The 23,013-nt window shown below is 47.3% G+C and carries 27 protein-coding genes; 4 read left to right on the top strand and 23 right to left on the bottom strand.

Annotated features, from left to right (window positions below):
• Positions 1–177: 177 nt before the first annotated feature.
• From CKQ84_RS14340 to CKQ84_RS24145, 3 genes are all read left to right on the top strand, one after another.
• Positions 178–741, top strand: a complete 564-nt coding sequence (locus CKQ84_RS14340; RefSeq protein ID WP_105251797.1) for a Panacea domain-containing protein — start codon at positions 178–180, stop codon at positions 739–741.
• A 113-nt stretch (positions 742–854) separates the two neighbouring features.
• Positions 855–1,151 (top strand): hypothetical protein, encoded by a 297-nt coding sequence (locus CKQ84_RS14335; RefSeq protein ID WP_216822556.1) that lies wholly within the window; start codon positions 855–857, stop codon positions 1,149–1,151.
• A 605-nt stretch (positions 1,152–1,756) separates the two neighbouring features.
• Positions 1,757–1,879, top strand: coding sequence for a hypothetical protein (locus CKQ84_RS24145; RefSeq protein ID WP_301553930.1), 123 nt, complete (start codon positions 1,757–1,759; stop codon positions 1,877–1,879).
• 753 nt (positions 1,880–2,632) lie between these two features.
• Here CKQ84_RS24145 and CKQ84_RS14330 read toward each other — a convergent pair.
• Positions 2,633–3,589, bottom strand: a complete 957-nt coding sequence (locus tag CKQ84_RS14330) for an IS110 family transposase (RefSeq protein WP_105251795.1) — start codon at positions 3,587–3,589, stop codon at positions 2,633–2,635.
• Positions 3,590–3,906: 317 nt separating this feature from the next.
• Between CKQ84_RS14330 and CKQ84_RS14325 the strand changes: the two genes are divergently transcribed.
• Complete coding sequence (locus CKQ84_RS14325) at positions 3,907–4,566, top strand: hypothetical protein (protein WP_105251794.1); 660 nt, start codon at positions 3,907–3,909, stop codon at positions 4,564–4,566.
• Positions 4,567–5,352: 786 nt separating this feature from the next.
• On the opposite strand, the gene CKQ84_RS14310 is transcribed toward CKQ84_RS14325, so the two are convergent.
• From CKQ84_RS14310 to CKQ84_RS14210, 22 genes are all read right to left on the bottom strand, one after another.
• The gene (locus CKQ84_RS14310; RefSeq protein WP_158683060.1) at positions 5,353–6,339 is read right to left on the bottom strand and encodes a hypothetical protein; all 987 of its coding nucleotides are present in this window, start codon (positions 6,337–6,339) and stop codon (positions 5,353–5,355) included.
• Positions 6,324–7,004: a hypothetical protein gene (locus tag CKQ84_RS14305; protein WP_105251791.1), complete on the bottom strand. Its 681-nt coding sequence runs from the start codon at positions 7,002–7,004 to the stop codon at positions 6,324–6,326. The genes CKQ84_RS14310 and CKQ84_RS14305 overlap by 16 nt, the downstream gene beginning before the upstream one ends.
• Positions 7,005–7,583 (bottom strand): adenine glycosylase, encoded by a 579-nt coding sequence (locus CKQ84_RS14300; RefSeq protein WP_105251790.1) that lies wholly within the window; start codon positions 7,581–7,583, stop codon positions 7,005–7,007.
• Positions 7,580–8,449 (bottom strand): hypothetical protein, encoded by an 870-nt coding sequence (locus CKQ84_RS14295; protein WP_105251789.1) that lies wholly within the window; start codon positions 8,447–8,449, stop codon positions 7,580–7,582. Before CKQ84_RS14295 ends, CKQ84_RS14300 begins: the two co-directional genes overlap by 4 nt.
• 30 nt (positions 8,450–8,479) lie before the next feature.
• The gene (locus CKQ84_RS14290; RefSeq protein ID WP_105251788.1) at positions 8,480–10,273 is read right to left on the bottom strand and encodes a phage tail protein; all 1,794 of its coding nucleotides are present in this window, start codon (positions 10,271–10,273) and stop codon (positions 8,480–8,482) included.
• 21 nt (positions 10,274–10,294) lie between these two features.
• Positions 10,295–10,882, bottom strand: coding sequence for a phage tail protein (locus CKQ84_RS14285; RefSeq protein WP_105251787.1), 588 nt, complete (start codon positions 10,880–10,882; stop codon positions 10,295–10,297).
• Positions 10,879–12,066, bottom strand: coding sequence for a baseplate J/gp47 family protein (locus CKQ84_RS14280; protein WP_105251786.1), 1,188 nt, complete (start codon positions 12,064–12,066; stop codon positions 10,879–10,881). Before CKQ84_RS14280 ends, CKQ84_RS14285 begins: the two co-directional genes overlap by 4 nt.
• Complete coding sequence (locus tag CKQ84_RS14275) at positions 12,057–12,377, bottom strand: DUF2590 family protein (RefSeq protein ID WP_105251785.1); 321 nt, start codon at positions 12,375–12,377, stop codon at positions 12,057–12,059. Before CKQ84_RS14275 ends, CKQ84_RS14280 begins: the two co-directional genes overlap by 10 nt.
• Positions 12,374–14,419 (bottom strand): phage tail tape measure protein, encoded by a 2,046-nt coding sequence (locus tag CKQ84_RS14270; RefSeq protein WP_105251784.1) that lies wholly within the window; start codon positions 14,417–14,419, stop codon positions 12,374–12,376. The genes CKQ84_RS14275 and CKQ84_RS14270 overlap by 4 nt, the downstream gene beginning before the upstream one ends.
• Positions 14,416–15,084: a hypothetical protein gene (locus CKQ84_RS14265; RefSeq protein WP_105251783.1), complete on the bottom strand. Its 669-nt coding sequence runs from the start codon at positions 15,082–15,084 to the stop codon at positions 14,416–14,418. The genes CKQ84_RS14270 and CKQ84_RS14265 overlap by 4 nt, the downstream gene beginning before the upstream one ends.
• Positions 15,085–15,092: 8 nt before the next feature.
• The gene (locus CKQ84_RS23885) at positions 15,093–15,269 is read right to left on the bottom strand and encodes a hypothetical protein (RefSeq protein WP_173913191.1); all 177 of its coding nucleotides are present in this window, start codon (positions 15,267–15,269) and stop codon (positions 15,093–15,095) included.
• 8 nt (positions 15,270–15,277) lie between these two features.
• Positions 15,278–15,625 (bottom strand): putative phage tail assembly chaperone, encoded by a 348-nt coding sequence (locus tag CKQ84_RS14260; RefSeq protein ID WP_158683058.1) that lies wholly within the window; start codon positions 15,623–15,625, stop codon positions 15,278–15,280.
• Positions 15,626–15,680: 55 nt separating this feature from the next.
• Positions 15,681–16,106, bottom strand: coding sequence for a M15 family metallopeptidase (locus CKQ84_RS14255; RefSeq protein WP_105251781.1), 426 nt, complete (start codon positions 16,104–16,106; stop codon positions 15,681–15,683).
• Between the two features lie 9 nt (positions 16,107–16,115).
• On the bottom strand, positions 16,116–16,439 hold the full coding sequence (locus CKQ84_RS14250) for a hypothetical protein (RefSeq protein WP_105251780.1): 324 nt from the start codon (positions 16,437–16,439) through the stop codon (positions 16,116–16,118).
• An 8-nt stretch (positions 16,440–16,447) separates the two neighbouring features.
• Positions 16,448–16,912, bottom strand: coding sequence for a phage protein (locus tag CKQ84_RS14245; protein ID WP_105251779.1), 465 nt, complete (start codon positions 16,910–16,912; stop codon positions 16,448–16,450).
• Between the two features lie 14 nt (positions 16,913–16,926).
• Positions 16,927–18,084: a DUF2586 domain-containing protein gene (locus CKQ84_RS14240; RefSeq protein ID WP_105251778.1), complete on the bottom strand. Its 1,158-nt coding sequence runs from the start codon at positions 18,082–18,084 to the stop codon at positions 16,927–16,929.
• A 3-nt stretch (positions 18,085–18,087) separates the two neighbouring features.
• On the bottom strand, positions 18,088–18,741 hold the full coding sequence (locus CKQ84_RS14235; RefSeq protein WP_105251777.1) for a phage virion morphogenesis protein: 654 nt from the start codon (positions 18,739–18,741) through the stop codon (positions 18,088–18,090).
• The gene (locus CKQ84_RS14230) at positions 18,731–19,231 is read right to left on the bottom strand and encodes a phage tail protein (RefSeq protein WP_158683056.1); all 501 of its coding nucleotides are present in this window, start codon (positions 19,229–19,231) and stop codon (positions 18,731–18,733) included. Before CKQ84_RS14230 ends, CKQ84_RS14235 begins: the two co-directional genes overlap by 11 nt.
• Complete coding sequence (locus tag CKQ84_RS14225; RefSeq protein WP_158683054.1) at positions 19,228–19,689, bottom strand: head completion/stabilization protein; 462 nt, start codon at positions 19,687–19,689, stop codon at positions 19,228–19,230. The genes CKQ84_RS14230 and CKQ84_RS14225 overlap by 4 nt, the downstream gene beginning before the upstream one ends.
• A 90-nt stretch (positions 19,690–19,779) precedes the next feature.
• The gene (gpM, locus tag CKQ84_RS14220) at positions 19,780–20,502 is read right to left on the bottom strand and encodes a phage terminase small subunit (protein WP_105251774.1); all 723 of its coding nucleotides are present in this window, start codon (positions 20,500–20,502) and stop codon (positions 19,780–19,782) included.
• Positions 20,503–20,511: 9 nt separating this feature from the next.
• The gene (locus CKQ84_RS14215) at positions 20,512–21,834 is read right to left on the bottom strand and encodes a phage major capsid protein, P2 family (protein ID WP_105251773.1); all 1,323 of its coding nucleotides are present in this window, start codon (positions 21,832–21,834) and stop codon (positions 20,512–20,514) included.
• A 23-nt stretch (positions 21,835–21,857) separates the two neighbouring features.
• The gene (locus CKQ84_RS14210; protein WP_105251772.1) at positions 21,858–22,910 is read right to left on the bottom strand and encodes a GPO family capsid scaffolding protein; all 1,053 of its coding nucleotides are present in this window, start codon (positions 22,908–22,910) and stop codon (positions 21,858–21,860) included.
• Positions 22,911–23,013: the final 103 nt, after the last annotated feature.

The raw sequence follows: 23,013 nt of genomic DNA, 5'->3' as shown, positions 1-23,013 counted from the left end.
TGCGGGTAAATTAGTGTGAATTAGTGATAATCAGTGTTAATTAGACATATTCCGCTATATTTGCACATATGGCTTTACACAACTAAAAGCGGTAAATATACTTCACGGATAGTGTATGTCGGGCTTAGAAAGGCTTTGATGTCTGTTGAAAGTGACTAGAATTGCGATAGGAGGGTGATGATTATGTTTTCTGAGATTAAAGTTGCTCAAATGTCTGCGTTTATTCTGCACTTGAATGGGCAGAAAATGTCTTATCTGAAGCTTATCAAAATATTATACTTAGCTGAGCGTGAAGCAGTGAGTCGTTGGGGTGACTCTATGAGTGGTGACAATTTTGTGTCAATGCCTCACGGTCCTGTTTTATCACTAACATACAATCTGATCACTGGCGGTTCCAGAATGGAAAGTGACGGATGGAACAAGTTTATTAGTGGATGTGCTAACTATGAAGTTTCGTCAAATCTAACCAATCCAGATAGAGATGATTGGGACGAACTAAGTGATGCAGAACTGGCAATTATTGAATCAATTTTCAATAAGTTTAAACATCTTACCCGCTGGGAACTGGTTGACTACACTCATGATAATTGCAAAGAATGGATAGATCCTAAAGGCTCTTCAGCACCAATATCACTTGAAAAAATTATCTACGCGACATGTGATAAAAGTAAGACTGCAGCCTTAATTAGCTTTAGCAAATCAATGAATGAGCTTAGCGACGCGAGAAGCATTATACAGTGACGCAGAGCCATCCTTACCGAAAAGGGAGCCTTTTAATCCCTTCTGGCAGTTGTAATCATTTACACGTTATATGCAATGATCCGGTTATATACCCCAGCATAGGTGGTTACGCCGTGTTAGCAGTAAACATCACATCAATAACCCCCGTTATACCACATGACCAATCTTGTATACTGAAAGCGGGTGATCATGAATTCGTAAAACATGACAGCTATGTGTATTACCGTAAAGCAGACATTTTTAGCGCCGAAAAGATTGTCAATGCCTTAAATGATGGATCTTTTATTATTCACGCTGACTTTGATGAAGATACATTTGGTAAAATTCTCAATGGATTTGAAGTAAGCACAGAAGTTTCATATAAGAATAAACGCTTTTATGAGAAATACTGCAAAGTTTTGCCTGAATAATTTCGCCTGCAAGACCGAGATACCACCATCAATTAATGGTGGTATTTTTTTGTCTTAAGAACTTTTTTGCGGTCAGTTTTTAATCTATCCACTCTATCAATAAAAGGATCCCTAATGGCACGGAGTGCCATTAGGGATAGCTTGATTTACGTATCTATTCTTTTGAATTTATTGGCATTATCTTAAGGTTGCTGATTTTCAAAAGATCGCATTATTTTTAGCGATAAATTTTAGAAAAATTTTTTTACCTATTAAATATCAAAAACTTAAAAAACATTAAGCTGGTTCGAGAATGGCAATTAACGCGCCTTAATTGCCATTTGTGCTACTAAGGATCTAATAAAGAGATCGCGCAAGCCTTACAGCTACAAGGGCTAAAGCCCTATTGGCAAACATTCCTTAATGGCAAAAACGTCACACAAAGAGCCCCAAGGTGTGGTGGGGATGAGTGCTTTTTTCGCATAAATTTTTTTTCGGGGAAAATTTTCCACAATGGATAAGCTGATGCGTATGCTCAACGTGTGCGCGCAAACGTTAGTGTTAATATGGTGGCAAGGGCGAGCCTATTAGCGCGTGATTAATGACTTAATGCGAGGGTGTGATATGTGGCAGCGACCAGAACCAACTCAAAAATTAGTAATGACATCATTCATCATTCATCATTCATCATTGAAGCGTTGGAAAAAATTAGAGAGGAAAAGCTTCTTGTTGCACCAGAGGTTTTTTAAGATGACGATCATCGCATGCAATAAGAACCTACAGGTTGATTTAACTCACTTCTGCCCCAAAGCTTGCTAGCATTCATTTAGTGAATCGAAAACTGACGAATGAATTGCTCTACAAAATCTTATCTATTTACCTAATGTTTGGTCCTACCGTAAAGCGACTAACAATGTGTGGGTATACAGTCGTATTTAAATTTAGATGCTTTTGAGTGTTTTCACACCCATTAGTTTGCGCATTTATCCAGCCTAAAATTAACAAAACTCTTTAAAATCATTTGCATATACTTTTCCAAAATTAGTTAATAGGTTTGGAAAACGCGCATGCGCGTTTTTCCGGATGGTGTATTTGATAAAAAGCTGATAAGTTCTTTGCATACAGGTCGTTAACTGTGCGCGTTTTCACTGGTCTAATGAGGTACACGCGCATGCGCACTAATAAAATGTTATGTCTCTCAGCAAGGAAGCGTGAAGTGCCCATAGAGCATTGCCCTATATGCGGGTTCGGCCCACTCAGCGAAACCTATTCAAGCGCACAAGAACTCCGCTTTAGCTTCGATATTTGTCCTTGCTGCGGCTGTGAATACGGCTACGACGACCTAGAATCACATTACCTAAAGTGGGCTGCCTCAGGTTTTCAATGGTTTAACCCAAAAATCAAACCCGAAGCTTGGAGCATTGAGGCTCAACTAAAATATCAAATAAGACCTTGGCCTCCTCGTAATAGAGAAACATAACAAGAGACTATGGCGTCAATAGCTAATTTATCGCTTTTGGCGCTTCCCATAGGGCACCGTCTCTCAACATCGAATTTAACGTCACCACCATCTTCCTAATACAGGCAATGATAGCCACTTTTTTAGGTTTCCCTGCGGCAACTAATCGCTGATAGGTGCTCTTAAAAACCGGGTTAGATTGTATGGCTGACATCATTGCCATATATAAAACCGTTCTCACTTGATGTCTTCCTCCTTGTATTTTTCGCATGCCTTTAAAGCGCCCGCTTTCTTTATTCATCGGTGCCACACCGACCAATGCGCTTGCTTCCTTGTTACTGATATAACCCAATTCTGGTAAGTTACTGATGATGGAAGCTGCGGCGATTTTACCTATACCTTTCATACTCTGAAGCAGCGTATTTTTCGCTTGATAATCAGGGTTTGACTCAATGAGTTTAACGATTTTTATTTCAATCTTTTCAATCTGATTTTTAAACGCCGTTAAAATAGGTTTAATGGTCATTTCAAGTTCTTTTGGCAATATTTGAAGGCGGTTTTTTTCCATCGTCTGCATCACCAATAGTTGATTTCGTCTTGCGACTAAATCACTCATAGCACGCATTACATCAGGTTTTAAGGTTGATAAGGTCGGCTTAATCGCTTCGCTGTAATGCGCTATAAGTTGCGCATCGAGCTTGTCAGTTTTTGCCCGTTGACCAATGGCACCTGCAAAACGTTTTATGTGTACAGGGTTGGCGATGACAAAAGGTAAGTTTGCCTCAGCGCAGGCCATAATGAATGGCATTTCAAGACGACCTGTCGCTTCGATAACGATGCGCTCAGGAGTGTATTTTTTAATGGTTTTGATAGCCTCTTTAATCCCTTTTTCATCGTTCGATACAGTGAAATAGATATTGAGAGGGCGGATATAAATGTCGAGTTGAAACTTGCCAGTATCAACACCTACGTTAATGTTTTGATTAGACGTTGTTTTCATAATAAGCTAACTCTTGCTTGCAAATGCGGGTTCGAGACCCAGTAGACTATTCGAGTATTTTGCTTGGAGTCCTTTGTCGCGTTCTTTCTTGTTATCGGTCTCTCAATAGAGGAGCCAGCGTTCAATCGAACTACGACAAGGAAAGCTTTAGTTGCAGCTAAAGCCTGGGTCTCACATTACCCGAAACTGGAAATTATTTGTAATCAGGTGAGTTTATTATCCATACAAGTGGTTCAAATCGTTCGCTTTGCTCACTGGGACGGGCTAAAGCCCGCCCCTTAACCAAACGTTAGCCAGCAATAGTAAACGGAGGATTTATGGTTAAAAGAAAAAAAGGGTATTTCCGTGCAATCACACTCTATGATATCGCGGTCGATGCTAGAGATAGAACTAAAGAGCATCCTGAACAAGCGTTAGTTAGCTTAATGTTTTCATTTAATGCACTTGAAGCCTTTATTAATGAGACCGTTACTTGTTGCAAAATGACAGTTGGCGGAAGGTTTGCAGAGCATGAGAAAACATTTTATTCAGTGATGAATGATTTGCAAAACAATAAAGCTTCAACTCAAAATAAATTCGAAATTGGAAGGTTATTATTAAGTGGCTCATCTTGGAATCATAACCAAAAACCTTATCAGGATTTCAAGTTACTTATGAAAGTGAGAAATGAACTAGTACATCGTAAGTCTGAAATACATGAAGATGAACTTATTATAGGTACTGGTTACCCTGAGAAAACGCTTAAAGATCACCCACGTTTTTTCACCGACTTGCAGTCTAAAAATCTTTTTAATTCACAAGATTTAGAGTGTAGTTGGATAGACCTCATTCAAAATGAATTATTTGCAACGTGGTGCTGCGATACCGTATTGCAGATGATTCAAGAATTCCTACATTCGATTAAAGATGTACCAGATAGTAAGCTAAAGCCAAAAATGCTTGAGACCTTTGATTTCACTGCGGACAAAGCTGGCTAACAAACGCTTCAAGAGGGACAGCCAACGCGCGGCATTTTTACTATGCGTTGGTTTTCGTGATTACAGTGTTATGCGGAAGCTTGGTAGTAGCGTTGGCTGCCCCTTAAGCGGGCGTTAACCCACAGAAATTTTAATCCGAAACTGACGAGTTAGAGCAAAGGGTCTATCACGTTTTTGTACTCTAATAAGCTGTTAAAAAAGGACTAAATACAGTTGAAACTTGCTCGTTCGTCGCTTTTTAGCCTGTAACAGTGTGTTAGGTTTTACAAGGAAGCAGTATGTATTGCCCATCATGTAATGGAACCATCAAGTATTTTTCAAAGGTGAATTTTTCTTTTGGCAGGATAACGACATGCCCACATTGCAAAGAAAGAATTAAGCACTCTATTAACATAAAGTATTTCCTAATTGGCTTTATTCCGATGACATTATTTCATCTTAAGATATTAGGCCCTATATTGTTTGAGTTTGGTGTACCACGTGCATATCCTGTAGGTCAGTTTATAACTTTTTTTGTGTTTATGACTTTACTTCATCAGTTTAAACTTACAGATAAACCTAACAAGCCACTGTAGTCGTGCGCTACGCACTCAGGGACAAATACTCGCTGTGTTCCTGAATTTTAGTCTGCGGTACTCGCCTCTAAATGGAGCATTATCGCATACCCTAATGACGATAGTCTTTTTCAGGGCTTAAGCTCTAAAACGTTATTGTCTCAAAGTGAGCTAGGTTTCGGGTGGAGGTTGTACGATTAAAACTGTCAATTCGTGTATGAGTTCATACGTATTATACCACAATCCCTTTCAGCTTCTGCGCTAGCACATCCGCTTGTAAGCCTTGGCCTGAGATAACCCCCGCTTGCATAGGCGGGGATGTCGGTCCATGTGGTGCGGTGTGGGTATGAGACGATAAGGCGTTGGCCAGCTGGCTGACGCAATCAATCAACTTATACAAGGTCGCGACCACATCCACTACTTCATTACCGATACGAACGCCGCCTTCCTTGATGAATACATCAAAGCCTTGATCGCTTAAATTCAAGTGTCCTGCCTTGGTGATAACAATATCAAGCAGTTCATCAATCACACTTTGACGCTTACCGGCGATATTCTCGTTTAAGTCATCTGCAGTGGTCAGTGTCAGGCTTTCCAGCGCTGACAGCTCAGCATGCCCCGTGGTGAGCAGTAATAACGCCCCGAGCGCCTCAAGGCTAAACTGACCGCCTACCTCATGTAGTGAGTGGGCTTTGGTGCGTGTAGTGCGCGATAGGCGCTCACTTACACTGTGACCGGTCTTTTGATTATGGGCTCTGGATAACTCGTTAAGGGCGCGGTCGGTATTGAGGTTGATATTACCTTCATCATCCAAATGCACGTTAACACCGGCGCGGCGCTGCATAATCACTTCACCGGGTTTAATGCCTGGCATGGTTAAGCCGTAAGGTAGCACCTTATCGATGTAAGGTTTATCGGGCATACCAAAGGCAAATGATAGCGTCACAATCGCCCCCACTTCGGGTAGGTGCAAGAAACCGCCTTCCATCGATAAAGAGCCGGCTAACGCAATATTGTGCATCTGCGGTAAATCGGCCTCTGTGCCTTGCTTGGTGAGCACATTAACACTGACACAATAACGCGGCCTGAAGGCATCGGATAAATCGCCCTCGTTTGGCGATTCATTGATACTGGTAATCTTGGCCCACAAAGGCACGTGCCAGCCATTAGATATTTCAGGATAATGCTTCTTGATAATACGGGCTATTTTGTCATCCATGTGACCACCATCTTCTCTTTGTGAAGCTGGATATTGCGCACCCGCTGACCGTTAACAATGGCGCCAGGACGAAGCGCTGGCACCAATGGAAAAGTGGCGGTATCGATAGCGGCATTTTCGATAAGATGTGCTGGCATAGGTAGGTTGTGCTTGGCCCAGATAGAGTCCTGCCAACTGCCAACAAAGATGCGGCCATCCCCCTGCTGTTGCCATGTGTATTTATCGATGCCAAATACTGCGCCAAGACTATCCATTAAGGCGTAACCGTTACCATGATTTGTAATACAGGCGCTTGGCGTATCAGCGTATGTTTTTTCAGGGATAATAAAATCAAGCCCTGTTTTAATATGCAGTCCATCTAAAATGTCGCGCAGGGTGACATGCTGATAAAACAGCGCCATAGGATGGCGCAGTAGCGCGCTCAGCTCACGACAAAAAAGCGAATAGACGTTATCGTTAACCGCCTTGTATGAATCAACATAGCCGGTAAACCAGCGAGTCAGCTCACCATTAAAGCCGCACTCATAGGCCACTAACTGCCCCACGTTGGGCTCAATGTCCGTGATAAATTGTGCGGTACCAGGATTGCGAAAACTCAAATAGCAGGTGGCACTAATGACCTCTGCTTGAGTGTTGCCTACATATAAGCGTTCGCTATGCTTCATTTACACGACTGCCTTAGGATTTTCATCCGCTTTATCTTCACTCACAAGCCCTGCAACGGCGGTATCAATGTACTTAAGCACAGATTCAAAACCGGTTAACTCGGTGTTAGGTGGAATATTGGGGTTATCAACGGCCACCACAGTATCGCCACCGCCTTGTTGTTTCGCGGGTAAAATCGCGTCACGCTGTGCTTTACGCTCAGGCACCGATAACAGCTCTTGCAAGGTAAAACTCACCAGCCATCCTTGAGTCTCATCCAGTTCAGTGATATTGAGCTCACCCACAAATTTGGCTTGGTAAAGCTTAATCGCCCTTGCCGCATCATAGCCGATACGGTAAACAACACGTGCACCGGTGGCTTTGTCGGTTGCCTCAGCTAGCGTGACAACTTGGGTTAACCAGTCGATTTTCTCAAAGGGCACAATGAGGCTAACGGTTAGCTGCTTGGCCTTGGTGCCGGTTTCAGCACTTTGTGTGCCACTGCCTTGACCGCTTAGGTCGCTGTCGCCAAATTGCAGTTTAATAGACACCTTTATATCTTCGCCCATCAACAACTTATCGTTAAGCTGCAACGTCATAATCCAAGTGCCTCGTTGAGAAATACTGGTGGTGTATCACACAACATAATCAGCACCGTACTGTGTGGTTGGTTGTCGGTGCGAAAATCTCGCAATTGCTTTGCCATCACTGCAGGTAAGCCTGAAAGCGTGGTGGCATAGACCTGCTCACTAAATAATGCATTAAGCGACTGCAGGTGTTTTTGTAATAATGTCAGCCTATCCACTTGTTTTTGAGCGAGTTGCGTTAACCGTTCAACGGGCGAAACGGCATGAATAGCGCACGCGCTGGCCACACTGATGGCATTGCTTAGGGTGTCATTTACGCCATGCAGTGGCGCGCAATCACTCACACTAAGGGCTTGCCAATAAGGCGCTGGCCGCGCCTTAGGAATTTGTGCCCGCTCAATCGCCAGCACCGCATGCTTAGCGGCAAGGTTACTCAGCGCCAGCCATTGCGGGAACGCCAGTACATCCGTTACTGCACTAAGCCTGCTAGCAAACTGGCTTTGAGTTGGCGCGGTCACCACTAACGCCACGCCATGGACTAAAGCGCCCAGCCCTGCCGCGCTATAAGCGGCCTCGTTTAATAGTTGCTGCGCTGCAAACGCCAGCGCGGTATCGGCTGACAATGTGCCATTAAGCCCAACACCATATTGATAGGGTGTCACGCACAGGCTCACGCCTTGACATTGCAGGCGCGCAAGCTCATCACTGAGCCCTTGTAATTGACTGGCCTGTCCGCTTAATGGCGATTGACTGTGCAATGCAGGCAATGCATCAAGCCTTGTTTGCGTTACTCTGACTTGCTCAACCATTGCCTGGGCAAAGTCGTTTGCCGGCAATGCTATCAACTTGATAGATTCGGGGTAGCTGATTGAATTCATGACGGCCCTTTGGCGTGCAACTGGTGTACGTTAAATCACTCTTTGGAATAAAAACCATTCCACCGTTGTCGTGCCGGTGACTTCATTCCCATGCCCAAAAATTTCAATGTAGACATGATTACCCGTCTCCCAATACTGCCGAAACTGCACAACAGGACGAAAAGACCAGAACATGGTTGGAGGATGTGATGAACTGACTGTGCCATTTGTTTTCAGCATGACTTGCCAACTTTGTGGATCGAAAGTTCGGCCCCCCGCCAGTACCCCGGTATCAATCAGCGCCAGTGATATTTCTGAGCCATTCTGAAGGTTGACACTCACGTTCCCAGACGTAACCAATTTGCGAATACCAGCAATCTCATTGGCTTGGTGAACATGATTTGAGGCTGCGTAATCATGGCTATGCGCCCTATCTGCCGCACCAATCGATTCAGGCGTGTGCCCATGGCCTCTATCAGCTGCCCCGATTGATACTGGTGTGTGCCCGTGATTTCTATCTGCCGCCCCAATCGACACGGGGGTGTGACTGTGATCTGAGGGTGAATAATCATGGGTATGATTGGCAGGTGCAGCCCCGACGCTTTGCGGTGTGTGCGCAGCATTGCTTTGCACATGACTGGTGTGATTATCGCTATTATTGTCCACTCGAATGGTCAGCTGCGCCAATGTAGCAAACAGTGATTGCACCGCACCGCCAGCCTCCTGTAATGCATCAGCCACCTCTTTAATGGTATCGAGCGTACTGGCTGGAATACCACCGTAAATATCTTCTTTGATTTTGTCAGCATACGCCTTTGCCTTGGCAAGCAATCCGGGCTTATCCAGCGTTTTAGGCGTTACGGCCTTATGGTCATTAATGGCATCATCAACCTCTTTTTGCGTGGCAATGGCCATCACACCACTTTCCCCTTCTGTCGCTTCACGTTTGTTGTATTGGGGATGGGGATCTGCATTAGTATCAATATGCTGAGCGCGCCAGGTTTTGGGACGCACATCTTCAATATCACCAGCACTTCGAACGATCGCAATGGCTTGGGCGTAGTACATTACCCCATTAGATTCGGTGACTTCTGGGTAGGCATTTGCAAAGCGAAGCTGTGTATGCGTTTCCCATGCACTATTCAGCCCGCCCTTAAAACTTGCCACAAGGAACAAGGTTTTAGGTAACACCTCGCCGGCTAAACTCACCATCTGCAAGGCGGTATTATCACAATGCAACCCCTGCACATAACCACAACCGGCCGACACAGATAACGCGCCATTAAGTGGGGTGACTTTCCAGCCATCATCAATGAATGCCGCCGCACCATACACGTCAAGGTTTTGTTGACGCTGGTGCTCATCAATTGCCATCAGGCGTTGATTAAACTCCAGCTGCCACGTGTCGGCACTCACATGAATTTGAGTCAGTTTGGCGGCGTTGGTATATGGGGTAATAACATTGCGAGTTAGCGTATCCCCTTCAACACCGTTTTCAGGTGAAGCCTTGACCTTCGTTTGTGTTGAGGTATGAGTGATCACCCCAACAAAGTTGTGCTCACGGTTAACCAGACCAATCCAATTAAAGTCCCATGAGCCCACATTTGTGCCGAGAATAATCGAATACACCACCGCATCAGGGTTAAGCATGCCTTTTTGGGAAACCGCAAAACGCCCGACAATTTGACTGTCGGGCGGTAAAGATTCATCCAAGTCGATAGGTTCACCGTATTGCTGTGTTGGCACCATCGCAAAAACGAACTCGTCCATCACAATCGGGCGGTTATGAGCTTCGCACTGCGCCTTATAAGTGGCAAATGCATTGGTTAAAATCGTCTGGTTCATGAGATGCGTCCGTGATGAATGTCAGGCATAAGCCCAAAACAAAATATTATTAATAGGGATGACAGGTTTAGCTGGCGCAGGCGGTGGCGGTGTACTCACATAAACCTGATGCGACCACTGCATCAGCCCTACATGAACAAATTGCACCACTTTCGTACTGACTTGATATTCATAGCGCCGACATGTTGCTCCGTAGGTATTGACCAGCAGGTTAATCAGGTTCTTGTGGGTTGATAACGCATCATCACTAAGTTCAATTGTCACCACATCCCAATCTTTATTTGGCTGACGTTCAAGGATCCCTTGTAAAGGCACCCCCAAACGCTCAAAAATATTGAACATGCCACGATTCATGCCTGCATCTTGCGCATTCAAAAAAGCGTAATGTACGCGCCGGCGATAAATCATTTCATCCTCACCATCAAGGCGGGTGATTTTTCGCTCCCAAGCAACGCAATCAACAAAAACCAAGTCACAGGTCAACAAGTCAAACTTGGTGAGGGAAAGTTGCAGCCATAAATCCACCTTTTCCCAAAAGGACTGGCTGGCACATCGAAGCTTAGCCAGCTCGCCCTTCTGCATCCAAAACGGCAGTGTTAAGGTGATCATGTCCCCTCCCGCAAATCGGTTAAGGCCAATTGAGTGAGCCTGGCTATCTCAAGGCCGGTCTTAAAATCCCGTTCGGCAAAGTACAGCGATTCAATCTGCGGGAATTGGTTGCGAATTTCTTGATTAAGGGTGGAAAAGCTAAACAACGCCAACGGCCACGTCAGCATGGTGTCCTTGTAGGCTTGGTTTTCGCGAAACACACAGCGAATGTATTGCGCCACATCATCAATCAGCCCTGCACGCACATCATTAGACAAGTGCGCCACGGTTAACACCTCGCCGGTGATAGTGATGGGCTTTTCGGGCAGCGCTAACGCCAGCATGTCATCACCTAAGCCGTGATAACCATCAAGACGTACCGCTTTATTAATCGCATCAAGGAACGGCTGCGTGGCCGTGCCACTGTCCAACAATAAATAGGCATTGGCACTGCCAGGGCCACGTGGGCCATTTTTCTGAATATAAATCTGGTCAACCTTGACGCCACCAAACTGCGCCATAATCAGTTTATATTTGTCATCGATGTACCAGCCAGACACCGCCATAAATTGCGAGCGGTACCGCTCTCTTGCATCAATATCGCTCTCTTTATCCGCGCCAGGTGTAATGAGCCAATCATCAGGATTCGACACTTTGATAAGACCAGGCAAAGGCGTTTGCGGAATTTGATAATAACCACCGGCAAGATTGAAATGACTGCCAGGAGATTCTGCGCGGCAATTGACGCGCACATGGGTAACACCTGCAGGCAGGGTTAACTCCTCATCAATCACTAATCGATACACCACGCCATTAATGCGCTCTGTGCTAATCGTAAACCCTGCAGGTAATTGCAACTCTGGCGCATTGGGCATGCGCTCAAACACCACATCACCTCTGGCTGCGCTTTCACTTTTGCGCGTCAAGTTGACCGAGTGCAGATACAAATCAAGAAAGAAACCCGTGGCGGTTTTGACAAACGACTGCGGCAAAATTGTGCCCAGTAGAAAATCAATCAACCACAGGTACGGCGTGACAATCACGCTGCGCACTAGCCGCCAAAATGGCGAGTAGGTGCTGTTGTTATTGATGAGCGAACCTTGCGCCTTTACTTCCGCTTCAAACACCGCCCTAATCGCATCCTGCGAGCTCGGAATATTGGCGTTCTTGAGGACTTGCTCAAATTCGGGTGGGGTTACAGCCATGTTTTTACATCTCCAAATTCATAGGTCGAGGCAGACAATAAGCGGCCATCCTCCAGCGGCGTGATTTCTGCCGTGCCTGGCACAATACGAATATCCATTTCGGCCAGCATGATGATGCGATACTCAATATCAGATATTTCGGTGGGGCTTCGCTCTGCGACCAGTTCAACCGCAAGGCCACTCTCTAAAATGGCGTGCTTGATGTCCTGCGCAATACAGGCCGCATCCGTAATGATGATGGGGTTGCGCCCGGCATCGAGTACCACATCACCATTTTCAATCCACAAATCGCGATAGACACTGTTTGTCATGGCGTCACCAAGGAAAAGTAATTCTGCATATCCGTAGGTGTAGGGGCGTGTTTTGTTGATACATTTACGGTACCAATCGACATCGAATTTGCATGGTTGTTTTGGGTTTGGTTTTGCTGCTGCATCCATTGCGGTGCGCTGCTGCGAGTGTCATCACCGTTACGCGCTGTCGTAATAGGTATGGCACTATTAACCAGCTGAGTTTGCTGAGTGATACTGGCTGACAGTTCGGTAGATTGCAGCATGGACTCTGGCTTAAACCACATGTCCTGCGCGGGCTTAATATTGCCAAAGTTAGGATTGACGTAAGGTGCGTTATTCATCTCAATAACGGGTTTGTCAGACCAGCCCATAAAATCAGCAGCGCTTGACCAAAGCCCCTTCATTAACTCCCACGCGCCCTTAAGTCTGCCAACAAAGGCGTCCAGCGCCCCCATTAATATCTCTGTCCAAGAGATATCCGTCAGTAAGCGTGTCAGCCAGCCCCATGCATCACCAAGGTAAGCAAAAAGCCCGCCCCACATCAACGCGATACCACTGCCAATATCAGCAAAGAATGAACCCACCGCACCGATAGCCTGCATTATCACTTGGCCCCAAGAGGTGTCCAAAAATGCTGCCACCAATTCATCCCAGTAATAAATAACCAGCCCAATCGCCAAAGCAATCACCGCAATCACGACGGGGATCCAGCCGAAGGCAAGAAAAGACGCCACTGCGACTAAACGCATGATTAATACGATGCCTTGAAGGATTTGCCATAAACGCACGAGCGGAAAAATACATTTAGCAATCGTCCAGCCTAACTTGGCAAACATGAAAACGCCCCGGAACAGTGCGCCAGCGGCAATGATGGCCGTGACGTACAACATCCACTTAGCAAATACCGCCACAGCCATGGTGATATTGGGGAAAGCAATCATCCAGTCCTGCAGCGTCACCACCGCGCCGGTCATATAGGTGATCATTGGCATCAACGCCCTATCGAGCGCTTGACCAAAAATCACCCGCACGTTATTAACCGATTCAAATAATTTATTCCAAGGATCCGCTATCTTTGCGGCCATCTCTGCCGCCTGTTCCATATTGGTTATTTCACCAAGACTTGAGATGTGCCCACTAAGCTCGTCAGTCTTACTCCATAATCCTTGAATAAGACCGGATGCAACGGTACCGAAAGCGGAGTTGAGCTGGCCCACTACATCAAGAGTTAACTCGCTACCTAATTTTTCTTTCAGCTTATTCACAATGTCGATCATGCCGAGGGCTTTACCGTCGTCACCCGCAAAATTAAGCCCTAGTTTCTTTTGTGCACTCGGCATCGCATCTAAGAAGCTTGCGTAAGCGGTACCCGCCACACTCCCTTTAAGGCTTGATTGCATCATCCCTAAAATGGCAAATTGTTCGGCAGAGCTGATATTTTGGTTTGCCGCCCGCGAGCCAAGCCCCGCAAAGGCTTCGTTCATTGATGCACCGGATGCTTTGAAAATATTCACCGCGACGGCTGTTTGACCTGCTATTTGTTCAACCCACTTACTTTTGCCCATTTTTTCAGCATGACCTTGAAAAATGCCGTACATGGTGCCCATATAGCTTGTAATCGTTGCAGTGTCGGCCTTTGTCGCCATCGCCAACACAGCAGAAGCATTAGTGAAATTAGCCAGAGTCTCACCAGAAAGCCCGTTAATCGCGGACTGAATGTCGTAAGACGCGCCCACAAATTCGGTGGCAGATTTGCCATAAGTGCTAGCAAATTTCATTGCGGTTGCCTGAACCAAATTGAGAGTTTGGGTACCATCACCATTGAGAAGTGAATATAAATCAGCTCGTGCGTTGTTCATTTCACGCGCAGGCCCAACAAGTGCATTTACCGTTTGTCCTACTGCCCATACCCCCATCGCGCCGGCGCCCGTATTTTTAAGAGCATCCTTCGTTTCTCGACCTAAGCGCTGCAAGCTACGCATACGGCTTGTTACCTGACTAAAGCCTGCTTGTGTCCGGTCACGTAACCATACCGAAAAATTTAATGATTGATTGCTCATGGCAATAACGCCTTAATATTGGGCGGAAGCGTTTCATTGAGCAGCGCTTTTGCGCACGGGTTATCCCACAGCAATGTCAGTGTTTGCGTGAGGCTTGAGGCCGAAATGGTATTAATCAACTCAGCCAGCAGCGCGTTCTCTTTATCAAAAAGCGTGGCCATGTATTTGCCAAAGGCAGACAATTGCTCACTCAGAGGATCTAACATGGCCATTAACGCGCTTTCATCGAGTAAGCCTGATAGATACGCATCAATCTGAGTAAGGTAGCCAGCGCCAGCAGCAAGCAAACCAAGCAACGGCTCGGTCAGTTCGCCAGTTAAGCTACCCGTAGCTAAAAATAAATTGGCACAGCTGCTGGGCACGCCGTTAATGCGGCCGGTAATGCTGGCATGGGAAATATTGGGCAGTAAATCGGTGAGTTTTTGCGTCAGCGTCAGTGATGTGGCGTCAAGTTGCACCATACTGGCCTCGATCGCGCGCACTGTGCTATCTGTCCACGCTGGCGGAAAACCTGCCGTGAGTGGCGGAGTTGCCACGGGTAGCGACTTCACTTGTGACAACGCTTGTGAGAGCTTAGCCTTTGCATCAATTGTTTGTTCAAGCGCGGGAGAGGTTAACCCTAGCCCGCCTTGATCTTTAATCGCATCGAAAATCGCTGTATTCATGTGCAAGCCTATTTAAAGAGCAGACCGGCACCTTTATTAACGGCCATGGTCATTGCATGGGTGAAATGTTCATCAAGCCATATCGCCTTTGCCAGACTGTCGATAGTGTCTGCTTCATTGGGCAAATAATGAGCACGTAATGCCTGAGCTTGGCTCGTACTGTTTTTCCGGTACACACTGACCATGGCGGTGACTAGTCCAATGTGGACGAAACGTGTGGCGCAACCTCTTTAATCACTTCGCCCATGACAAAATCCAACATACCGGTCACGCCCAAAAGCTCAGTCAAGAAGGCTTTATGCTCCTTATCCACGGTGTGCATCAGTAAATCCTTTGACGCTACGGTTAGGCTGACCTTGCCAGACTGCGAGGCGTTTAAAAATTTGTTGTAGTCGGCCAGTGAGACAGAAAATGTCACACCGTCATGCAATTTTTGACGTTGTAAGAACACCGGCACAGTGACCGATTTTGCCCCTTGCATCCCCTTAAGTAAGGCTAACGCTTCGTTTTCAGGTATAGCCTTCATGTCATCTTTCTTCATTATCTTGCTCCTGGTTAAATGGATGGATGATGCCGACGGCCTCATTCATTGATTTTTAGCGTAAACCGACAAATTCAAAATGCGGACCGTCATATGTGCCACGCTGATGTTCATCTGCGCTTTGGCCATTCTGGTTCCAATCACCGCCCCAGCGAATACGAATGCCAAGCATGTCGGCAGACTCAAACATGGCCTTGGCCACCAAGGGACATGCAGCCCAATCAGCAGCACCACCAACCTTCAGTGGGGTTAAATCCACTGCATGGCTATAGCCGTCAGTTTGAATCAGATGTTTACTATTAAGCGTCCACGTCTTTTTAGGGATACCGTGATATAACGCATATTGGCGCTCAGTGGTTCGAACTGTCTCGCTGATGGAAAAATCAGTGTTAGTGCGAGTGATTGCCAGTGCCACACAAGCGGCAAGCAGTGGATGAAGTTGGTGCAGCCGTTCAAGACTGCGTTTGCCTAACTGAAACATGCATCCCTCTTATTTTTTCCAAATACTGCGCAGCTGCTCTAAAAACAATTTTGGATCACGGGTGATCTGCGTTGCGACCTTATCGAGCATGTCTACGATGTAGCGATTAAGGTAAGCCGCCGCGCCAACAGTCACCACGCGGATGTTTTCTTCCACCCCGTAATGCACCAGTAATAAATTGACGCCATAAGCGACAAATCCAGCAAGCACCACACCGCTCACGATCGACTTCAGCGAATGCTGGCTGTCTTTGAGCAATCCAGCCCCACAGGCCAGCACAAACATCACAATAAGGGCGCCACTTTCTTGAAACTTATGTAATAAATGTTCCATAACACTTCCTATCGTTGCGGGAGGTGTTCAACCTCTTTGGCATCCAGATAAGGTGTGCCATTAATTTTGATAAAATCACGCCCAACGACTTCATAATCGATCTTGTGAATCATGCCGTCGCCACCTTCTTTTTGGTCAACATCCAATAGATTGGTGATCTTAAGCTGGCAGCCAAAAGCCTCGACCTTGAGTTCAATGTCCGTTTTGGCATACCACATCACATCAAAAGGCGGTAATGCTCGCCATGAACCCGCCGCTTTTGCTTCGTCGCTCAAGCGACTAAAGTTTTCGGTATTGAGTTCGATACTGCCCTTTGCCCCCACAGCCCCCTTGAGCCAACCACTGGAAACCCCGCGCGACTTTGATGCTTTGCTGTTATCTTCAATATCAAGAGTTATTTTATCCACTGTGATATCGGTGCTGCCGATGGTGATATCGACATCTAATCCACTTAAACTTGATCCGTGAGACATGCGTACCCCTTGCGTTAATCTGCTTTAGACAAATCAATACCCACACCAATACTGATGTCTTTTTGACATCCCACTGGACGAACACTGACATAAATCTCTGTTTTATTGTGGGTGATCCAATTAATCGAAATAGCACCATCATGGGGCGGCTCAATCTCACCCGGAAACTTCACATTGTTGATCACTACTGGCGCAGCCATTTGCAGTAGCGGTTTCATGTACAGTCGTTTGTTGTTAGCAATACTGTTAGGCGAACTGTTAAGGCCACGGTCTGCAATCGTAGGAATGGCAATTTTGTATACATTGCGGCACGCCTTAAGCACAACGCGCAGGTGCTCAATCACTTTAAAATCACCCGTTTCCACATCGAAGGTATTACCATCGGCAAAGTACCAACCCGCTTCACCAGGATAGGTTTGCACCACACTAAAGCGGGCTTTATCCAGCTCAGCAAAAATAGTGTCTGGCATAGCCTTGCCGTCTTTATCCAGTGGCGGCGTAGTCAGTCCCAATAGTGGGCCTGTTTTTACTCGCATGGGTGAATCTGCAATGGTCACGCTGCGTGCACACAAGCGACCCGCTAAAATACCTTGCTCGTTACCAAACAATGGCGGCACACATAACACGCGGCTACCGGCAAAATCGGTCACAATGGCCTTGGCAGCTTGCACATAGTCAGGCCATGATTGTTCTGGGCTAATCGGGGCAATGGTAGTAATAGCAAACATCCAGCGAGCCAGCTTTGCCTCGACTTCTGCCACTTTGGCGCTCACGTGCTCAAAGTCGCTAATACTCACTAAGGGATCGCAAATCACCATGCCCTCAACATTGTTGTGCAAAAGCGCGAGATCAACAGCCGCTTCCCAGGTGCTACCATCGGGCACCCCGATAAATACAGCCTGCCAACCCGCGCCAGCATTTAACTGCGCGGCGAGCACTTGCTGGAAACTGTAGTCAGGCGCAATAGCGGCACTGGATTTAGCAAACTTTTTCACGCCAGGATTGCTATCCACTGCAAATAACGCGGCCAAATCAGTTTGTGCATTCAAAAAGGTGGGCGTGTTGTGTAATGCGCTGGCACTGGTTTTCCCAACAAACAGCAGGAAACGCTCCACTTCATTAAGGGTATTTTGATGTTGATTGCGATTGGTGACCGTGACACTACCTAGCATGCGTTACTCCATTTCCCGCAACACTTCGCGGGTAATAATCTGATCTGATTGTTGGCGCGTTAATCCTAAGAAAGCGCGCGGTGCGTTATTAATTTCCCAGCGGTGTGAAGCTTCATGTCCTGTCAGCTCACGCCAAATGGCAAACAGCTTTCCTTGGGTTAGGTTGGCAATAACCCACTTTGATGTGGGCCGTTTACGACCTTCTCCGCGCTTCTTTTTTAACGTAAAGCCGGCCTTGATCAGCATGCGCGCCTGTCTTGGTGTGGGCGGTTTATCGTAATGCTGATAATGGCCACGCACTTTAGTCATGCGCTTGCCTGTCCATGTTTCTGACGGTGTACCATGTTGTTGCGTATGCGCGATGCGCCCCGTCAGGCGATTGTTAAAGCCGACATCAACTCGGTTAGCCTCATTTTTACTGCGCAGCTTTTTAGCCAAATTGGGCAACATCTTGCGCCGCCCTTTGCGCTTTTTAAGCCGGGGCGCAAACGCTTGACCGTTTACGCTCTTTTGCTCTCGTACATTTTTCTTGGCTTGCTTTATCACTGCGCGACCAATGCGCCGCAATACCACTTGTTCACGACGATATGTTAAGCGGCAACGCTCGAGCGCGCGGGTAGCCTTGTCGATGTCGGCTGCTGAAAACTCACCGTTCACGGCTTAATACCTCGCCCGATTCAGCCACATCCACCGCAAAGGGAGCGATGTTCCATTGCGCACCGTTGTACTGAATGTCGCCTTCACCCTCGGCCACTTTTTGCATGGTGATAGGCTCTGAAAATTCAATTTCAATCGTCATATCACTCAGCGAGCCTTGGTTATCCGTCGCGTAAGCATCCACCTCAATCACGGGACCTTTAAGGTTTTGTTGCTTCCTGTCTTTGTCGTTCTCCAGCAGCCAGCAAGTCGTCGTCGCCATCAAAATGCGCGGATCCATTAATGACGCTGGCAAAGCCTCAAATTCAAAGATGGCTTTGTAATTAAATCGGGCGACAATCATGCCGTCGCCCATGTCTTTAAACGATGGCAGCAATGTGCCGCCATCGATGTAGCAATCAAACTTATCCTTACCCACGCTGCCCAGCTTGCGAGTCAACGCCGCTTTGTAAGCGCTGGCGAGTAAGGCCATGTAAGTGCTACTACTCACAATAATTTTACCGAAGCCACGGTCATGCCAAGGATGTTGCGCACCGCCATTTGCGATAACGCCATTAAACTGGTGTGGGTTTCTCGCCCTTCTTTACCCAAAGACTCCGCCTCTTTACGGCGCTCAAGCGTGGCAAAATGCACTAACAGCGACGCCTTCGCGCGGTGGTGCACCGCTTGTAAATACGATGAAACGTGCGCACTTTGCCCACCAATTCGCGGCCCAATATCGGCCATCTGCTGATAACCCTGGCTCATGCTTCGCTGACGAAAGCTGACTAATTCGATGTTAATGCCCGCGATGGCACTAATAATCATGTTGCGCTGCTGAGATGGGTTATATTCAGGCGGAATGCGGCATTCACGCTGAAAATCAGCAATAGACACATTCGGAAAAAAGCCGTCATTCATCACCTCATCATCCACTACCGTGTCGGGCGTTTTCACGTCTTGAAACATGGTCATCCTTAGAGTGAACCGGAACTGCGCCAGTAATAATTGCCCCTTGGCCATTGCTGATGCGTCCGGTCACAGTGGGTTGGGTAGTCGTTACTCCGCTACCACTTGCAGCGGAAGATTTAATTTGGTTAAGCGTTTATCAATTTCTTCAATACGCACATTGACGCCGACCTTGCTGTAGCACTTAAGCGCCTCTTCAAATAAAGCTTTAGCGGCATACAAACGCTCGGGCTCAGACACGAGGCGCACCTTTTGGGTGTGGGTGCCCAGTGTCATTAAGCCGGCTAACTTGAGGTACTTGGCTTCAATTTGCTCAAACAGGTTCCACTCATTCACAACCAGATGGAGCATGTTATTAAAGTAAGGTCCTGTCGCTTGACCTAAGCGCCATTGCGCCTCAGACCATGCCAGCACACTGTCCGCCATGAAGGTAGCAACGTCAGACTTAAAGCCGTCTGGCATAGCAAAGCCATGCTGTACGCAGGTCAATCCTAATGGCACGGCTCGCGGCATATCACCGCAATCAAACAGCCATACCATCAAGGCCGTGGCAATGTCGCTAGGGACATCACTGCGACTTAACACGTGGGCGTACTGCTCAAGGTTGCGCTGTTTGTATTCCAGCTTTTCGCGGATTTGCTTAATGCCTTTTAGGGCGCGTTTATCTTTTGCAATAGACGCGCGCACCACGTCCCACTCGCTTTTATTGGTCAGCGCTGGCGTGGGTATACCGTCGCCCGTTTGCGCCAATACGGATTGAGATAGCGCCACCGATGCAATTCGCGCTCGTCGTTGTTGTAAAGGTGACGTCATAACAAGCTCCTACGCGCTGACAGTCAGCAATGCTGAACTTAAGGCGTTACCAAACTCACCCACACATTCAACGGCCACGCGATATTGACCTGCTGCAAGTTCAGAGCTTGTTTCAAAGGTGCCATTTTCATCAATCGCAACGCTTTGGCCATCAATGCGCCAGTGATAGGTATTGGCATTGCTGGCAACCACAGTGAATGTGGCCGATGTACCGTGTGCCACCGTTTGGTCAGCAATTGGCGTAGTCACGACCGGCAGCTTGGCCCGTTCAGCAAAAGAGCCAATCACGACCACACTTTCATCAAACGCAGCGTACTTGCGTGGCTCTTCAACCATGTAGCCTTCTAGACGCCATAGGTAAGACTCTAAACGGCCTTTGTCATCGTTATCTTTGACTTTACGGCGACGGGTTCCCAGTTGAGTGTAGATAGCCAGGTTTTTAAGCGAGGTCACCACCATGCGCTTGCCTGGGAAGTAAGGCACCACATAGGCCGGACGCCCGGCAATCGACTTATCCAGCTTTTGCGCGGCGTTATGCTCAAGCGGTGTATCCGCTTGACTAAAGAGGCGGTATTGCGCCGCAGCGATCAAATCGCGACCAACCAGCACTACGAGATCACCCGCATCGCGGAACTCTTCCGCTAGCACGTTATTGATTAAGTCAGACGCCATGGCATCCAAGGTGTTGTAATCCGACTGCAGCTCACCATTGGCATCACGGGTGCCTTTGGGATCAAAGTAGATTTCAACATCATCCTTATCCAAGTCAGCGCCAATGATTTGCTCCGGGGCAACGCGGCGAATACGCGCATGCCAACCTTCGTTCACATCTTGGCCATTCGGGTACTTTATCGGATCAGTGATTTTGGCGGCATGGGTGCCGTTCCACGCCACGCGCAGCATGTCATTGCCAATTTGCTGCGTGACATATTCCATGAGTTTTTTCTCAAACTCACCCTGTGAGCCTGAATGCACCCACTCGGCTAACCGTGCCCAAGTGATATGCACCACGGTATCGGTCACTGACAGTTCATACTCGTAACCATCAATTTCTGGCGTCTCGCCGGCAAAGCGTTCTTTATCACGCCCAGTAGAGAGACGATCACTGCCCACCGTGACCGCTTGGCCTTTGATTTGGTAGACATCGACCATGTTAATCTTTTGCAGAAAGGCATTAGATAACATGATGGCGGAACGCAGCTTGGTTTCCTTGGGCGCTTCTACTGAAAAGTACGCGCCGTCCTTTTTCAGGCTATAGGCCGTACGGGTACGCTCAAGCATTTTTGCAATGCGCGTTTGTGTTGCATTGTCACAAAAAAGATTTAAAGACATTGGAGCCTCTGTGTATGAGTCAATTAAAGGTGATCAAGGCTTGTGTCGCTGCCGCCATGGTCTTGACTGGCGGTAAAATTCGCCTCGTTAACGGTGGCGTCACTAAATTGCTTGGCAAGCAGTTCAAACTCTTCACGCGTCACGATGGCGCCTTTATCTGCAAGCTCACCGCCTGTAGCGGAAAGATCATCTTTGCCACCTGTCGCAACCGGCTTAACACTAAAGCCTTGTGCACTCAGCAGTGCTTTAGCGGCATCAAGCTCGGCTTGGCCAGCGTCTTTAGCGACGCTATAGCCGTTGGCTGCAAGTAATGCTTGTGCAGATTTAAGCGCTGTATCATCTGCGCCGGCTTCAACCTTAAAGTTATGCTTGGCGAGCAACGCTTTAGCAGACTCAAGCGCCTTGTCATCATTGGGCGCTTCCGCCCCTGATTGAAACTTCGCAAATTGCGCAGCAATGGTGTCAGCCAGTGTGTTTTGAAGCGCACTAAAGCGTGCTTCAAGTTCTTTTTCAGTCATGTGTTTCTCCTGCTCAGTAAATAAGGATGCTGTGTCTGTGCCCAGCAAACGCTTGAGCAGTCGGCTAAACAGTTTTTCATCGGGATCATTTGGCGAGCTGTCGCTAAATTGCAGCGGCGTTTGCACAAAGTCAGTGGTAATGCGCTTGTCATCCGTTGCGCCACTGGCAAACATCAATTGCTCAGTGCCCACGGATGCAGGTTTTGGCGTGACAGCCAACGCATCGAGATAACACGTGCCAGAATCTTGGAAATTGGGATCAAGTGACATAGAGGTAAACAACACTTGCGCGCGGCTCATCTCGACCAGCGAGCTGCTCGGCTCGATATTGGCCAGCAACGTCGTATTGCCACGATTATCCTTGCCCGCTTTCACTTCGAGCACCTTGCCATAGGTGCCAGCCCAGCGGGTGTCCCAGTGGTTTAGGTCAATCACTGCGGTATACAGCGCGGGATCATAGGTAGCCGCCGCTTCTTCTAGCCACTGCGGCTTAATATCGCGGCCATCTACCGTTTTACCGCTGGTACCAATGACAATAAAGCCACTTTGCAATGTCATAGTCGTGTTCCTGTTAATTAATCAGGCCATGATAAGGCGGCACTGAGGGAATAGGCAGCACGGGAGGTGGTGAACTACTAGAGTTTACAACTTTAGAAACAAG

Origin of the sequence: Shewanella sp. WE21, from assembly GCF_002966515.1 — a bacterium.
GTDB lineage: Bacteria > Pseudomonadota > Gammaproteobacteria > Enterobacterales > Shewanellaceae > Shewanella > Shewanella oncorhynchi.
This window is presented reverse-complemented; position numbering and strand designations above follow the sequence as displayed.